At 50.2% G+C, this 15,752-nt stretch carries 13 protein-coding genes; 5 read left to right on the forward strand and 8 right to left on the reverse strand.

The features are described 5' to 3' along the window. The first annotated feature begins 281 nt into the window (after positions 1 to 281). Positions 282 to 1,406 (forward strand): PKD domain-containing protein, encoded by a 1,125-nt coding sequence (locus STSP2_RS02015; RefSeq protein ID WP_146659390.1) that lies wholly within the window; start codon positions 282 to 284, stop codon positions 1,404 to 1,406. 129 nt (positions 1,407 to 1,535) lie between these two features. On the opposite strand, the gene STSP2_RS17895 is transcribed toward STSP2_RS02015, so the two are convergent. Next, the gene (locus STSP2_RS17895) at positions 1,536 to 2,033 is read right to left on the reverse strand and encodes a prepilin-type N-terminal cleavage/methylation domain-containing protein (RefSeq protein WP_269466431.1); all 498 of its coding nucleotides are present in this window, start codon (positions 2,031 to 2,033) and stop codon (positions 1,536 to 1,538) included. Positions 2,034 to 2,346: 313 nt separating this feature from the next. On the opposite strand from STSP2_RS17895, the gene STSP2_RS02025 reads away from it, so the two are divergent. Continuing rightward, complete coding sequence (locus STSP2_RS02025; protein ID WP_146659392.1) at positions 2,347 to 3,135, forward strand: hypothetical protein; 789 nt, start codon at positions 2,347 to 2,349, stop codon at positions 3,133 to 3,135. Between the two features lie 99 nt (positions 3,136 to 3,234). On the opposite strand, the gene ftsY is transcribed toward STSP2_RS02025, so the two are convergent. Continuing rightward, positions 3,235 to 4,158, reverse strand: a complete 924-nt coding sequence (gene ftsY / locus STSP2_RS02030; protein ID WP_146659394.1) for a signal recognition particle-docking protein FtsY — start codon at positions 4,156 to 4,158, stop codon at positions 3,235 to 3,237. Positions 4,159 to 4,596: 438 nt separating this feature from the next. Here ftsY and dnaA point away from each other — a divergent pair, with 438 nt between their 5' ends. Beyond that, complete coding sequence (dnaA, locus tag STSP2_RS02035; protein ID WP_169852914.1) at positions 4,597 to 5,916, forward strand: chromosomal replication initiator protein DnaA; 1,320 nt, start codon at positions 4,597 to 4,599, stop codon at positions 5,914 to 5,916. A 46-nt stretch (positions 5,917 to 5,962) separates the two neighbouring features. Here the strand turns inward: dnaA and STSP2_RS02040 are convergent, their stop codons facing one another. Together STSP2_RS02040 and STSP2_RS02045 are read right to left on the reverse strand one after the other, a co-directional pair. After that, complete coding sequence (locus tag STSP2_RS02040) at positions 5,963 to 7,402, reverse strand: DegQ family serine endoprotease (RefSeq protein WP_146659397.1); 1,440 nt, start codon at positions 7,400 to 7,402, stop codon at positions 5,963 to 5,965. A gap of 69 nt (positions 7,403 to 7,471) precedes the next feature. Next, positions 7,472 to 7,972 carry an Hsp20/alpha crystallin family protein gene (locus STSP2_RS02045; RefSeq protein WP_205847963.1) on the reverse strand — a complete coding sequence of 167 codons (501 nt, stop codon included), beginning with the start codon at positions 7,970 to 7,972 and terminating at the stop codon, positions 7,472 to 7,474. Positions 7,973 to 8,344: 372 nt separating this feature from the next. Between STSP2_RS02045 and STSP2_RS02050 the strand changes: the two genes are divergently transcribed. After that, on the forward strand, positions 8,345 to 8,902 hold the full coding sequence (locus STSP2_RS02050) for a PEP-CTERM sorting domain-containing protein (RefSeq protein ID WP_146659399.1): 558 nt from the start codon (positions 8,345 to 8,347) through the stop codon (positions 8,900 to 8,902). A 70-nt stretch (positions 8,903 to 8,972) separates the two neighbouring features. Here the strand turns inward: STSP2_RS02050 and STSP2_RS02055 are convergent, their stop codons facing one another. The 3 genes from STSP2_RS02055 to STSP2_RS02065 all read right to left on the reverse strand — a co-directional run bounded on the left by STSP2_RS02055 (position 8,973) and on the right by STSP2_RS02065 (position 13,848). Next, complete coding sequence (locus tag STSP2_RS02055; RefSeq protein WP_146659401.1) at positions 8,973 to 11,150, reverse strand: response regulator; 2,178 nt, start codon at positions 11,148 to 11,150, stop codon at positions 8,973 to 8,975. Continuing rightward, positions 11,150 to 11,809: a YfiR family protein gene (locus tag STSP2_RS02060; protein ID WP_205847964.1), complete on the reverse strand. Its 660-nt coding sequence runs from the start codon at positions 11,807 to 11,809 to the stop codon at positions 11,150 to 11,152. The genes STSP2_RS02055 and STSP2_RS02060 overlap by 1 nt, the downstream gene beginning before the upstream one ends. 131 nt (positions 11,810 to 11,940) lie before the next feature. Continuing rightward, the gene (locus tag STSP2_RS02065) at positions 11,941 to 13,848 is read right to left on the reverse strand and encodes a TonB-dependent receptor plug domain-containing protein (RefSeq protein WP_169852916.1); all 1,908 of its coding nucleotides are present in this window, start codon (positions 13,846 to 13,848) and stop codon (positions 11,941 to 11,943) included. A gap of 530 nt (positions 13,849 to 14,378) precedes the next feature. Between STSP2_RS02065 and STSP2_RS02070 the strand changes: the two genes are divergently transcribed. Next, positions 14,379 to 15,104 carry a PH domain-containing protein gene (locus STSP2_RS02070; RefSeq protein ID WP_146659406.1) on the forward strand — a complete coding sequence of 242 codons (726 nt, stop codon included), beginning with the start codon at positions 14,379 to 14,381 and terminating at the stop codon, positions 15,102 to 15,104. Positions 15,105 to 15,190: 86 nt separating this feature from the next. Here the strand turns inward: STSP2_RS02070 and STSP2_RS02075 are convergent, their stop codons facing one another. Beyond that, positions 15,191 to 15,730, reverse strand: coding sequence for a nitroreductase family protein (locus STSP2_RS02075; protein ID WP_146659408.1), 540 nt, complete (start codon positions 15,728 to 15,730; stop codon positions 15,191 to 15,193). Positions 15,731 to 15,752: the final 22 nt, after the last annotated feature.

Consider the following 15,752-nt stretch of genomic DNA (forward strand, 5'->3'; position numbering starts at 1 on the left):
CAAAAGGAGTTTTTAAACAGCCCCCAGAAAGTATTTCAAAACTGCGGTCCAATGGTGACCTGCGGATATGTTGCAAATAGCAAAGGCGTGTCGGCTCTTGATTGACCGGCACGCCTTTTTTGATAATCAATTTCTGACCGCTTAGGTATTTCACCCTAAAAACCAAAGGAAAAAGCTCTAGTGCAGTTGAAAGGTCAGAAATAAGTTGTATCGAAACACATAAAGACCTATAATACCGCCCACAAATTTATTTCTTATTATTGGTGTCTTTGGAGGTAATCATGAAAGCAGTAAATGGTGGTGTGAAATGGCAACTGGTGTGTTTTGGTGTTCTTGCAGCAATCTGTTTGGCGGGAGGTAATGCTCAGGCCTATGTAGATGCGACTTTTGATCAGCCCGGTACGTATACTTTGAGCGGCGATTATGAAAATGTCTATGTTGGTGCTGATGGAAATACGTACACGACCACCGTCGTGATGGAAGCGGGCGTACACGTTAACAATATGGTCTCAGTTGCCAGCACCGGAGCGCTGGAAGTTTACGGCGGCTCGTGCGGCTTGGGAGTCTCTGTTGCCGCCGGCGGAAGTATGGTCGTCTATGGTGAGAATTATGCAGTAGACGGCACGCCAGTCGCCGAAGGTATAACCGAGGTCAGCTTGGGCTTTAACACCCTGAGCTGGACGGATGCGGCTGGTACGAGCCACAGTCTCTTTATCGGGAGTGACGAAATGGTTCAGCTGCCTGGTCTGGCAGTTGAGGAAAATCAGGCCCCTGCGGCTGATGCGGGTGGACCTTATGTTGTTGACGCTACCAGTTGGGACGGCGCAGAGGTGACATTGAACGGATCTGCGTCTAGTGACCCGGATGGCGATGATATCGTATCTTACGAATGGGACATTGACGGTGACGGGGCGGCTGATTCGACACAGGCTTCGTTTGTCGGCCTTTTCCCTATCGGAGCAAGCGATATTACGCTTGTGGTTGTCGATTCAAAGGGCCTTGCCAGTGAACCAGTGACTACGACTGTAACTGTGAGCACCTGGGAAGTAGGAGTCGACATCAAGCCTGAGAGCACAGATAATACTATCAATATGGGTTCGAATGGTGTAGTCCCGGTCGCTTTCCTGTCGAGCAGCGATTTCGACGCGACTACGATCGATCCGCTTACAGTGACTCTGCGTGGTGAAGATTTCAACACCGGGCTGGTAAAGGTACGCGGCAAAAAGCAAAACCCGATGGCAACGGAAACTGATGTAAACGGTGACGGCCTGATCGATCTCTATGTCAAACTCGAGACCGAAAAGCTGGCAGAGTATGAGCTCGATGCCGTATGTGACTTTGGTGCGTTGACTTACGACGGTTTGGTAGTAAGCGGCAGCGACAGCATCACAGTAGTGCCTCAGTAAGTCACTTGCTAAATGCGAGCTGAAGACTGTTCGCACAAACTTATAAAACAAAGGCGTGTCGGCTCATGATTGACCGGCACGCCTTTTTTGATAATCACATTGCTGGCCGCTATTCACTCGGGCGGCTTGCTAGTAGCTTACGTAACTCTTGCCGTCGCTGTCGCTGCCGGTGGTGTTGATGTGGAACTCGCCGGTTTCTTTTTTGTAGAGCCAGCCGCTGGAATCATCTACCGCTGCTGAGAATGCGGTGGCTTCGGCAACATAGATGATGTCTGAGCGGTTATTAAACGGGTTTTCGGGCAGTTCGAGCACGTATGGGCCGTATTGGTAATCGCCGGTGGGAGTTTGATAGTTGCCGGGTGTGCCGTCAGCTTTGGTGCAATTGGTGAACTGCATCTGCATGAAAGCGGCGCTGAGAGAGGAACCGCCGGCATATCCGGGCAGGACGCCATCGTGCTGAGTCTTGAACAGTGATATCTGCTGCCGCATCGTCCTCAACGAATCCTTTGCAGTCGCTTCTTTTGCCTGGGTAGTGTGCGCCTGCAGTTGGGGCAGGGCGATGGCTGCCAGGATGCCAAGGATGGCCACTACGATCATAAGTTCAACAAGGGTGAAGGCTTTTTTCACTTTTACCTCCAGGTATTTTGCTTGATGTAAGATTATTTCTTATCCTTTTAAGTATCGGTACAGGACCTGATGATTATGGGAAAAATCGCCTAAAGAAATGGCGATTACTCGCTTTAGGCTCGGTTTATGCTAATTCGAAGCTGTGACCGGGGGCCGAATAGTCCCATAAAAACCCATAGATTTACAGAGAATCTGGTTTTAGACACTAATTTATTTTGGGGGATGCACAATGATACGTGAGAAGTCTGGCAATAAGTTTAATTCTGTTTTTTTGTCTCTGCTTGTCGGACTGGCATGTTTGGGTCCTAATATAATGGCCGATGACGTTCAGGGAGACCTGGAACTTGCAGGCGGTGGAGAGTACGACCTGGATTACAGTGTCATGGGCAACGTCTATGTGGGTAATATCGAAGACAGTGCGGATACGACCGTGAATATGCTGCCCGGGGGTTATGTGCGTGATGCGCTGGTGGTATCGGATACGGGGATTTTGAACGTATTCGGCGGGACGTGCGACTGGCTGGTCAGTATCGCCTCGGATGCGGTTATCAATGTCTACGGAACCAATTATCAGGTGGACGGCGAACCCGTTGGTGAGGGAGTGACCGAGGTTTATATGCCCTTAAATGAGCTGGCGTGGGTTGATGGTGACGGCAACGACTACAGTCTTTTTATTTGTAGCGACGTGATGGTTCAGCTTCCCGGGCTGGTTTCGGATGGAATGAATCAGGAGCCCGAAGTGATCAACGTCGAGGTCGATATAAAGCCCGACAGCAGCGATAATGCCGTCAATTTGCGTTCCAAGGGTGTTGTGCCCGTGGCGTTTGTGTCGAACGAAACTTTTGATGCTACCAGGATCGATTTCGAAACAGTAACCGTTAACGGAAATGTCGGGCTGATAAAATGCCGGGGCAAAAAGCAAAGGCCCATGGTAAGCGAGACCGACGTCAACGGTGACGGGCTGGTGGATCTGCTGGTCAAGCTCGATACGCAGATGCTTGCAGATGCCGGGGTCGAGTCAGTATGCGAGTTTACAGCAACGACCTATGATGGCATGGCAGTGAGAGGCAGCGACAGCATAACCGTCGTCGGTCGAAAATAATATCGGGCGGGGCAAGCAAGCCCGCTGTATAAGAAAAAAGGCGTGTCGGTTACAAGCTGACACGCCTTAATTATCTGATTGATTCTTTTAGAGCCCCGGTCAACTGAAGAGGGCCTCTACGAATTCGTCGGGGTCAAATTCTGCAATGTCTTCGGGGGTTTCGCCCAGGCCGACGAATTTTACGGGGATGTCGAGCTGGTCCTTTATGGCTATGACGATGCCGCCTTTGGCGGTGCCGTCAAGTTTCGCGAGGAAGATGCCGGTGACGTTTATGGTTTCGGTAAATGTCTTGGCCTGCATGATGGCGTTCTGGCCGGTGGTTGCGTCTACGACGAGCAGGACCTCGTGCGGGGCGTCGGGCAGGCGTTTCCGGACGACCTTGCGAATCTTGCCGAGTTCGGCCATGAGGTGTTTCTGCGTATGCAGTCGGCCTGCGGTGTCCATGATGAGGTAGTCGACGTCTCGGGCGACGGCTGCTTCGACTGCGTCATAGGCGACGGCGGCGGGGTCGGCGCCCATTTTGTGTTTGATGATCTGCACACCGATGCGTTCTGACCAGATGGTGAGCTGTTCGACGGCTGCTGCGCGGAAGGTGTCGCATGCGGCGACGACGACTTTTTTATTGTTGCGGCTGAGGGTATAGGCGAGCTTGGCGATGGAGGTGGTTTTACCGCTGCCGTTGGTACCAGCGACGAGAATGACGGTCGGGCCGGACTGGGAGGCATTTAGCTGGCGGTGCTGTTCGGGCCAGTAATCCTTCATTTTTTCCTTGAGGAACGGGATGATGTCGTCGGTCTGCACTATCTGTTTTTTGCGGTATGCGTCCCGCAGGTCCTCTATAAGGCGGTCGGTCGTTTCCACGCCAATATCGTCCGAGATCAGGACCTCTTCGAGCTCATCGAGCAGGTCCTCGTCAATTTTGCGGCCGAGGCCTATGACGGACATAAGTGATGAAGAAATTTTTTCGCGGGTCTTCGTGAGTCTGTCTTTAATGAACCCGACGGTTTTGCCGAACATTCCCATTATTTGCTCCTAATCGTTTTTATCTGGAGTGCCGTATTTGAGGGCACCGGTGTTTTTGCTGTGATTATATCGACCCGTAAGGGGAAGAACTTGACAGGCGGTTAGAGCAGAGCTTTAGATCAAAAACTGCAATAAAATCGCCAGTCTGGAATTTTCGCAGATAAGGTCGCAAATTTCAAGTGACTATATTTTTTGGACTTACGAAGCGTTGGCGGCGGTGCGGTTATAAATTGGTGGAGGGCGCTCGTTTTGATTTGACAAAGGGCGGTTGGGTCATTAGATTTGGCCTATCTGGGCCAGGGAGGATTCCAGTCACCTGCACTTTGCAACGCGGATGCTATTCCATGTGTCAGTGGTAATTTGCGGCTACCGTTGTCTTTATTGCGGGCTGGGAGGGCGTGAATATAAGCGGAAAATGTGGTTTTAAGGATATAGATCTTGGCTGGTCAGGACTCTGCAGCGATATTTGATAAGATATGTGAGAAGGTTCGCAAACTGGATCCGGTGAACACGCGCAAGTGGTTCGACGATCTGGTGTTAGCTCAGTTTGACGGCGGCCTTCTGCAGATCGGATGTCCTGACGAGACCAAGGCTCAATATCTTGAAGATACTTGTCAGTCGGTTTTCAGCCAGGCGGCACAGAGCATCACGGGGCACCTGGTAGGGGTGGAATTTACGGTTGCCGACCGCAAACCGCAGCCGCAGCAGAAAAGCAGAAAAGTCGAGGCGGGCGAGAATGTAAAACTGCACCCGGATTATACTTTCGAGAATTTTGTAGTCGGGCCGTGCAATCGTCTGGCGCATGCCAGTTGTATCGCGGTGAGTAATTCGCCGGGCAATACGTACAATCCGCTTTTTCTTTATGGCACAGTGGGGCTGGGCAAGACGCATCTGCAGCATGCGCTTTGTCATGAGGCCAGGAACCGTGAGCCGAACACGCGGATACGGTTTTTGAGCTGTGAGCAGTTCGTCAACAAGTTCATCAGCGCGATCGAGGCGGGGAACCTGCTGGACTTTCAAACAGAGCTGCGGTCGGTGGATATTCTGGTTATCGACGACATTCAGTTTCTGCGGGAACGTGAGCAGAGTCAGGAAGAGTTTTTCCACACGTTCAATGCACTTTACAACAATCGCAAGCAGATCGTTCTGACTGCGGATTGTGCGCCGGGTGAGCTGCCCGCGATCGAGGATCGGCTGATCAGCAGGTTCAAGTGGGGGCTGGTGTGCAGGATGGACCCGCCAAGCTATGAGACGCGGGTTGCGATCGTGCAGAAGAAGGCGCATCTGCGCGGGCTCGATATCGGTGACGATATTGCGGAATTTATCGCGGATAAGGTGAAGGCTAACATTCGCGAGCTAGAGGGGGCGCTTACGATCATCTATGCGACGGCTCAGACTACAGATGAGCCGATCACGCTGGATCTTGCCAGGCAGGCACTGGGGGATACGGTAAGCACGGTCGAGAAGAATATTACTATAAGCGATATAATCGGCGTCGTGACAGATCATTTCAGCGTTCGGCTGAGCGATCTGCAGAGCAAGAAGCGGTCGCAGAGCATTGCGCTGCCAAGGCAGATATGTATGTATCTTGCGAGGAACATGACGAGGCACAGCCTTGAAGAGATCGGCGGGCATCTGGGCGGCAGGGACCATACGACTGTTCTGCATGCGTGCAACAAGATCACAGAGCTGGAGAAGAATGATCAAAACATGCGCAATCAGCTCGCGGAACTTTCGAAAGTCATTAAAAAAGGCTGACACCGTTTTCGATGCCAGCCTTTGGATCAAGCATTAGTCTTCGTGATCAGTCTTCATAGTTCAGCACTACCCACTGCGTGAATCTGCCGTCTCTGACAAGCAGGAGTACCCTGTTGTTTTCTGACTGGGCAAGGGCCTCATTGAACTGTTCGACTGAATTCACTTCCTGACGGTTTACGCTCATGATAGCCATGCCGGGTTCGATACCTGCCCTGGCAGCAGGTGAAGCAGGACTTACTTCGCTAACTATGACACCGCTGCCTGCTGTGTAGTCGAAACGCTCAGCGAGTTCTTCGGTCATTTCCTGTACCTGCAAGCCTAGTTTTTCCGCAATGTCTGACATTGCGGTGGCCATCTGTGCGTCTTCGAGCGAACCGACGGTGAGTTCCATTTCTCTCTTTTCACCGTCTCGCATGACGAGAAGTTCGACTTCCGTGCCCGGAGTTAGCAGGGCGACATCATTCCGGAAAGGCTGAACACCCTCGACGGCTTCGCCATTTACCTCGAGAATGATGTCGCCTTCTTTAAGGCCCGCTTTTTTGGCTGGCGTGTCTTCGACAACATCGGTGACCTGAACACCCTGGCCGGGCTCGAGGTCGAAGTAGTCAGCCAGATCCGCGTCGACGTTGTCGAGGTAAATGCCGATATAGCCTCGCGTGACCTTGCCTTTTTCTATGAGCTGGTCCTTGATTACTTTCGCCATGTCCATTGGGATAGCGAAGCCGATTCCCATGTATCCGCCGCTCTGGCTGAAAATGGCCGTGTTGACACCGATCGCTTTTCCTTCGATGTTGAGCAGTGGTCCGCCGGAATTGCCGGGGTTGATGGCGGCGTCGGTCTGGATGAAGTCCTCGTAACCTTCCGCACCGGTGATACCTATGCCGCGTCCTTTTGCTGAGACTACGCCGACGGTGACGGTTTCGGTCAGGCCGAACGGATTTCCGACTGCGATGACCCATTCACCGATCCTGAGGTCCTCGCTGGTGCCAAGCTCGATCACGGGCAGATCCTCGTCGGACTCTACCTTGATCACGGCAACGTCTGATTTGGGATCGGCACCTACGAGCTCGGCTTCGAACTCGCGGCTGTCAGTAAGGATTACCTTTATCTTGTCAGCTTCGCCGACCACGTGGTTGTTGGTCAGGATGTAGCCGTCTTTGCTGATGATAAAGCCTGAGCCCTGTCCTCGCTGGATTCGCGGCTGCTGCTGACGCTGGCGGAACTCGGGGCCGAAAAACCTTTCGAAGAAATCGTCCTCAAATGGAAAGCCCCTTGGCATTCCCCCGCGACTGCTGGCTTGAATTTCTTTTTCGACTTGTACGGAGACGACTGCCGGGATCGCTTTCTGGGCAACCTTTGTGAAGGCCTGAGAGGTTTCTCGGAGTGTCGCGATGCCGTGATTTTCCTCTGCTGAAAAGGTTTGGGAGGGCAAGGCAAATGCCGTAATGAGCGTGGTTAGAAAAACAGTTCTTTTCAATGATTTCATGTTGGCACCTTTCGTGAATGATGTGATAAAAGACAGGGGCAAGGTATCGGACCTTGCCCCCCAAGCAATTTACTTTTTGATACTTATTTTCTTGGATTTTGTTCGGGCCTCTTCGGTTTTCGGCAGAACGACATTGAGTACACCCTTCTTGAACTCTGCCTCGATCTTGTCTTCGTCGACGTCGACCGGTAGGCCGATCGCCCGCTGGAACTGACCGAAGGACCGCTCGGATCGGAACCAGTTTTCGCCTTCTTCCTGATCTTCAGCCTTCTTCTCACCCTTGATCAACAGGCTGTCACCTTCTATGGATACGTCGATGTCGTTTTCGTCCATTCCGGGCAGTTCTGCTGAAATCTTGTATGCCTTGTCGGTCTCGGATACATTGATCGAGGGGGTAAACTCTTTTGCCCAGCGACCGGCTTCGGTCATCGGTTCGAACCCGAAATCACTGAAGAAATCCCTGAAAAGATCATTGGTCCTCTTCTGCAGTGCATAGAACGGGTCTGCCTGACCGGACGCCACCTGAGAACCACCTCTTTTTCTTCTTGGCATCAATTCATACAGAGTCATGATGACGCCTCCTTTCTTTGTAAGTGTTGATGATTTTACTTTTTGTTTGTCCAACATACAATTGAACAAAAACCGTGCCAGCCCGCAACGTTTTTTCATAAGTACATCATTTGCATGGTATTACATTTAGGGCCTCTGAAGGTCTATTTTTCTGTTCTGACATTTTGACAACACAAGGATTGTCATTTTGACATAATTGCGCAGGACCTGCTTCAGGCCAAAAAGGGTGTAGGCAGAAACAACCAATAAATATCATAATCCGGAAATATGACACTTGATATTTGTAGACCCATCTGATATGCTACTACCTTGGAGTTTCTGGCAGCGTAGCCGAACCCAAATAATATTTCCGTTTCGAAGGAGGGAACGAGTATGAAGAAGCAAGTATCATTTTTGTTTATGGTGGCTGGCGTATGCTTGATGACGTCCTTGGCTGCCGCGGATCTTGCTGAGATCGGCACAGAAGCTGATCCGATCAATGTGGGAACCGATCAGGTACTTTCGGCAATTCATCAGGATGTGGATCCATTCAAGGGTGCCGCTGAGATCTATGTGATGAACACCGGGCTGGAAGATTGGGTAGGATTCAAGCTTGAAGTGTTTGCCGATGCAGGCGTGAACATCGAGAACGTTCATTTCATGGATTCGGCGCTTTCAGGCGGCATGATGTCTGACCCCGTTGTAGAGGTAGTGGGGACAGGCCCGCTTGGACACAGCTATGTGATCGACAACAACGCAGTTGGCGCTACGATCACGTTTGATTTTGACAGCAATGTCGTGAACGGCGAACTGGTGCATTTCACAGTCTATACCGACAACACGACCGATCAGGTGAATTTCGGCATTGCAATGCTTCCTGTAGTTCCCGAGCCGGCAACGATGGCACTGCTTGGTATCGGAGCACTGGGTCTGCTGAGACGCAGAAAATAGTCTCGAAAGAAGAAATAACACATTCGGATAAGGCTTGTGAGTGATCGCAAGCCTTTTCTATTGCGCGGCGCTATCGGCGCGAAGACTGGCCGAGATGCTGTCTTATGGTATCGATCAGCTTTTTGTGTTCGACGGGTTTTGAGAGGTAACCGTCACAGCCGGCCTCGATGCATTTTTGCTCGTCGCCTGCCATCGCATGAGCGGTCAAAGCGATAATGGGCGTTTCGAGTCCCGCATCGCGAAGCTGTTTAGTGGCCAGATAGCCGTTGATCCTGGGCATCTGGATATCCATCAGTATCAGGTCGAAGGATTGCGAGTTTGCCATATCTACAGCCTGCTGTCCGTCATCCGCGGTGACCACCTCGATCTCGTTTTTCTCGAGAATCAGTTTTACGAGCATCTGGTTGACAGGGCTGTCCTCGGCAAGCAGGACCTTAAGGTGTTCATGTGAATTGCGGGCAAGTTGATTTTTTACCAATTGTGGTTCGTCGACCTGAGCAGTTTCAGACTTCGGCCCAGAAACTTTATCATTATCGAATTGGGGTGCTGCTTGAGTTTGGTATTCCGGTTCACTTTCATCATGATCGGCCTCATCATAGCCTTCACTGGTTCCTGCCGCGGGCTCGAGCGGTACAGTCATTGTGAATGTCGAACCGACGTTCTCTTCGCTCTCGAGTTCGAGATCTCCGCCAAGCAGTACAGCGAGTCTCTTGGTGATGGCCAGGCCCAGACCGGTACCGCCGTATTTGCGTGTTGTGCTGCCGTCGACCTGAGTAAACGATTCGAAAATATCTTTCTGTTTTGTCTTTGAGATACCTATGCCGGTATCTTTGACCGAGAAGACGAGCTGAGCATCGTTGCCGGCTCTTTGCAGCTCTACGTCCAGATGCACATGGCCTTGTTCCGTGAATTTGATGGAGTTGTTGAGCAGGTTAACGAGACATTGCCGGAGTCTGACAGGATCAGTTCGCATGTTACGGGGAACCTTGGCATCCATGTTGATCCTGAACTCGAGCGATTTGTTTTGTGCCATGCCCTTGAGAAGTGACTCGATCTGCGAAAGCATCTTGGGCAGGTAAATATCAACTTTTTCCATTTCGAGTTTTCCCGCTTCGATCTTTGAAAAGTCAAGAATATCATTGATTATCGCAAGCAGATGATTTGCACTGCTGTGGATAGTCTCCACGAATTCCCTCTGCTCTGGCGGCATGTCTTCTTCAAGCAGCAGGTCGCTGAATCCTATAACCGCGTTCATGGGTGTTCTGATCTCGTGGGACATATTCGCGAGGAATTCGCTTTTTGCTTCATTGGCATTTTGTGCATCTCTAGCGAGCAGGTTGGCCTTTTCCACGGAGATGGCGAGCTGGCTGTTGGCCTGTTCGGAATGCTTCCAGGCGGCCTCTATTTCGGTTTTGGCATTTCGAAGTGCCTCTTCGGTTTCTTCTTTACGGGCAATTTGTTCTGAGAGCTGTTCATTTGCCTGGGTCAGTTCAGCGGTTCTTGCTATGACCCTGTTTTCGAGTTCGTCATTTGCTTGTACCAATTTCGCATCTCGTCTCTGGATCCGGTTGAGCATCTCATTGAAGGCATCTATCAGCATGCCAACTTCATCATTCGCATGCTTTAACGCACGGATGGTGTAATCTTTGCCCTTTGTGACTTTCTGAGCTGTTTTGGTGAGTGCGACAATGGGTTGAGAGATTATACGTTGAAGCATCATTGAAAGGGGATAGGAGATTACCAGCACCAGAACAATTATGAATGTGCTGACAAGAGCTGTGGACCTGAGATTTTGATGCAGCGGGCTGAGATCGGAAAAGATGATCACCCTGCCGATCTTTTCGTTATCAAGAAAGATATCCGTTCCGACCGCAATGAAACCTTCACCAAAAATTTTTTGCGAATTTGAGTAATCGGCGGGATTCATTTCCGCATCATCACCAGGCCGAACGTATGATGTAAATTTGCTTCCGTCATTTTTCAGAACAACTGCATGATATACATATGGCAGAAAATGAAGAGTTGAAAGCTGTTCGGCCGCACTGGTTTTGTCGTCGAACGCAACGGATGCCTTGCAACTGTCGGCCATAATTTTTGCCTGTACTTCGAGCTGCTGGATGAGATGCTTCTTGGCTATCAGATGGCTGCATATAGTCGAACCTATACCCGTCAGCAACAGGGCCGTAAGGCATGTCGCCATTATGATCAGCTTGAGCTTATCCTTTATCTGCATATCTCTTAGGCCCATCAGTAGTCCCTCCCCGGCTTGTCTGCGGGACTTGCGGCTTTTTCATCCGGCTCATCCTGGATCACTCTAACTGCAAGGCTGAGAAGCTTTGAGCTTATCTTGAGTTTATGTTTCTTTGCAACAGCAAGGTTGACCTCGAACCTGACCTTGCGTCCACTCTTAACAAAATTGATCATGCCGCCCTTATCTGCAAAGCCCGGGAAATCTGATATAGTCAGCAGATGCATTTCGGCGGTATTTTTGAGAATTCTTCCGACATATTTATGTTCGGAAGGCGCGATGAAAAGCACTTCGCACTTTTTTATTTTTTCTATCTCAGACTTAATGCAATTATTTATTTGTTCATGATTTGGATTTGATCGGTTCCTAAGCAGTTGGCTGGGACCCTTTATCTGCAGGATCTTGACTTCACGGCCCCGCACCTTTTTTTCCGTGATAGGTTTGAAAGCATCGCCAAACGGGGACTTCCCGATGATGCCTATGACTATTGGAGCGTCTTTTTGTCTGCCGGTGCTGCTTGTCCCGTCCTGGAAAGCCTTATCCGGCCAGGTAATGAATTTAGTAAAATTGTAAATGAATGCGGCTTTTAGTTTGTATTCACGAGAAACCTCGCTGTTTGCTTCTGTTTGGAATGCATTCGGCAGCGGCGCAGCGGACACTGCCAGGCCACATCCGATGCCCAAAAAAATCAGGGCGGTCAAAAAACTGCGCAAAAGACCCATGACATGGCATCGCCATTTGGTTATGAAGCGAATAGGATTTTTTACAAATTCGATCATAGTACTAAAAATCAAAATCTCCATTGCATCCGTGCAAAGAATGTACGTCCGGGGGTTTCATGTGAGATCAGATCACCTATGTCAAAGAATGGTCCTCGGGTCTTGTTGAACAGGTCCGTAACACCAAACATAAGTTCACCGTTACCATCAGCAAAAGTATGCCTGAGGTTGATGTCAAACCGGTTGAATGTCCTGGCATTTTTAATAGGGCTTGCAAAGGCCTCAATTGCATCGTTGTATGTGTAGAACGCATTAAGATCCCAGTTTTCGGCAAGGCCAACGGTTCCTCGCAAACCCACTTTGTGTCTGGAAGGGAAAGATGCTCTGATAATCTGATCTTTTCGGTCGGTAGCAAAACCGTTATACGCATACCAGCCAGAAACATGTCCCCAATCCTGCTTCCAGGTAAGTTCGCATTCGCTGCCCCAACTGTCGGCTCCTTCGACATTATCAAATGTGTTTACGGTCGCGAGCCCGAATACCTGCTGATCGACACCTATGAGATCGTCGAATCTCTGGTACCATGTGTTGACGTTAAAACTCAGGTCCTCACTCATCTTTCCGTTGTAGCCTGCTTCGAGGGACCAAGTCTGCTCGTTTCGCAGATCATCATCGGCTCCCACGATCGATATCAATCCTGAGGCGGTTGTACGGCTTGCTTTTCTGAAAGCGGTGGCCGGACTTCTGAATGCTTTGGCATAGCTTGCCCACAATATATGGTCCTTGGCATCATCAAGAGCGTATATCGCGCTCAACCTTGTGGACCAGTCGGTTTTAGTTTCGCTGAACCAATCGGTGCGAAACTGCCCCTGAAAGGTTAATCGGTCTGTAGCTTCAAAGCGGTCCATGATATATGCGCCGGCCCAGTACTCGTTGTATGGGTCACCGTCAAATACATATTGTTCCGCATCACTGCGAGAACCGATATCGATGTGTGTCCATCGGAAATTGCCGCCTATACTAATCTGATGCTGCGGATGGGGCAGGAAATTATACTGGGCCTCCAACTCATTTTCGTAATATGCATATCTATCGATACGATCAGGCTCGTGGCTGTGAAAAAAGTTGCCGGTCCATTGTAACCTGGCTGAAGTCTCATCATCATAATTATGTTCCATACGAGCATAAAGACGTGTAGAACTGGTCAGGTAATCCTTACCAGCATAAAAGCCAGCCGATTCCAGATCACCCTGTTCGGCATATGACTGGCCCACTCCTAAAGCCAGCTCGGTATCTTCTGAACCTGCGTAAACGAAGTCGGCATTGAATCTGTAGTTCCTTAGGAAATCATTAACCTTATACTTATCAAAATCGATTGCTGGATTATAAACCGGATTTGCCGACTCAAACTTACCCGCGGTTGCGTCGAGTGAACTTGTCAAATCCTCATAGCCGGCTGATATTCTATAGGTCAGATCCTTCGATGTTCCCCCGTATCGCAGGTAGTTGTATGTGTCGCCGAATTCGTTGACGGTGAAAGAAAGAAGTGTGCCCTGTGTATCTTCTGGATTCTTGCTGATAATATTTATTACGCCGCTGGCGGCATTTGCGCCCCAGGCGGCACTTATCGGACCTCGGACGATCTCTATCCGCTCGATGTCTTCGATAAGGACGGGTAGATTTTGCCAGTTTGTGCCCGCCCATACGGGATTGATAGCAGTTCGTCCGTCGATCAGTACGAGCGTCCTGTCGGAATTGAGGCTCATGTTACCCCGGATGCCTACGGCATATCTACCGCGGGTGAGCCTGCGTACATCCACAGCGGGTGAGAGCTGCAGGATCTCCGGTATGGTTGTAAGTCCGCTGTTGTGTATCTGTTCGGCTGTTATCACCGATACTGCTGCACCTGACTGGCTCACCACGTTGGATTGCCGCGACGCAGAGACTACCGGCACATCCATGAGCTCTTCGAGCGACATATCGAAGAGGTTTTCAGCAGGCTCTGAAGCGGCTTGCGTTGTAACTATACAACAGAGCAAGAAAAAGTATAATAGTGCTGTTTTTTTCACAAACCTGATCATTAGTCAGCCACCTTTACATAGATACTAGTTATTTTTCGGATATATAGTATCTCGCCTTAACACTTCTAAGTCACAACGATGAGAAAGCTATCGCGGAAATACAAACATCAGAATGCCTCGCACCAGGGAAATAACTCTCAACAAGACTCTTTGAAAATCGGCAATGAACGATTCAGCCTTAAGCTGTTATCCGGTGGTTTCGAGGTTGTTATTATACTTAGGCCAATACGATACTATTCGTATCCGTGATAAATTCGGCCTCAAATTTATGCATTGAGAGACATGGGCTGCAGGGCTATAATGGGCCTGTACATGAACAAATAGGATTGCTTGTGATGGGCAGAACAAAAGCAGGTATTCTCCTTTAGAAAGCGAGCATAGTTCGTCGGATAAGAAACGTCGGTAATATATTTTGAAGGAACCGAAGCATGAAAAGGCCCAACTCCGTGGACAGTAAGCAGTGTCCATTCTGCGGTGAGACTATCCGGATGGAGGCGATCAAGTGCAGGTTCTGCGCGGAATTCCTGAATGACGATCATGCAGGCATAGAGCCGACTTCTCGATTTGGCGGCGATGCTGATAAACGCAGCGATGCTGATGAAACGGATTCGCAGGACGAGGGCATTCTTTATTTTGGTTCGCCGTCGGTGCTTTCGATGATGAGGACTTTTGTTAAATTTATTCTGTTCATCGCTGTGGCAGTGGTATTGCTGGTGCTTCCTTTGGAAGATTATCTGCAGAAAGCTGTTGGAGAGCGGGGCGGGATGACGGACAACCATCATGTTTTGATTGAGGCGATTCGTCATGGAGCTGGCATTGTGCTGATCGTGCTTGCGGTGCTCTGGCTGTTCTGGAAGATCGCTGTTCTCAAAAGCACTTACTACGAAGTGACCGCGGACAGGATCGAATGGGCACGCGGGGTTTTCAATCGCAAGGTGGACAACATTGACATGTTCAGAATCGTCGACCTGAGTCTGCAGCGTACGTTCTTCGACTGCATCTTCGGAATAGGCACGGTGCACGTTATCACGAGCGACAAGACCGATCCGAACTTCGCTTTCTACAAGGTGCCGGACGCTCGGTATCTTTATGACACGCTCAAGCATCTGAGCACTGGTGCGGATCAGAAGCGCGGTGTGGTGCACCTGGAGTAGACTTCGCGACGGCTCACAAATGTGCATGAAAAAAGCGGCACACTGGTTTTCAATGCGCCGCTTGTGAATTTCATTCGACTCAACTCTTATGCGGTTCCGCCATACTGGTTGAACCATGCCCGCTGTTCGAATGGTTTCTTGTCGGGCTGAGATTTTTCCTCGACCGGTACGCCAATGGGCAAGACGATACGGACAACCTTATCTTCGGGTATACCGAGCAGTTCGCCTATCTTTTCCGCGCGCTGTTCACGGCGGAGCCAGCCGTCGATCCATACAGACGCATAACCCAGGTCCGTGATCGCCAGCAGCATGTTCTGAACCGCTGCGGCACAGTCCTCGACCTCGAAGCTGAGGTCCTCAAAAACCGGCTTGGGGTCGCGGTCGACCACGCAGACGATCATTGCCTTTGCCTGCTGGATCGCGAGATTCTTCTCATGCATCTGGCCGATCTTGCCGAGTGTTTCCGGATCGTCAACGATAACGAATTGCACCGTTTGGGCGTTACATCCCGAGGGCGCCTTTAATCCCGCATCGACTATCTTCTGCAGATCTTCACGCGGTACGGTCTGATCGGTGAACGCGCCGCGATAGCTGTGTCTTTTTTTGATGACTTCGAACAAGTTCATGTGCTGTGCTCCTGAAATAAGA

The organism is Anaerohalosphaera lusitana, from assembly GCF_002007645.1.
In the GTDB taxonomy this organism is placed as follows: Bacteria; Planctomycetota; Phycisphaerae; order Sedimentisphaerales; family Anaerohalosphaeraceae; genus Anaerohalosphaera; species Anaerohalosphaera lusitana.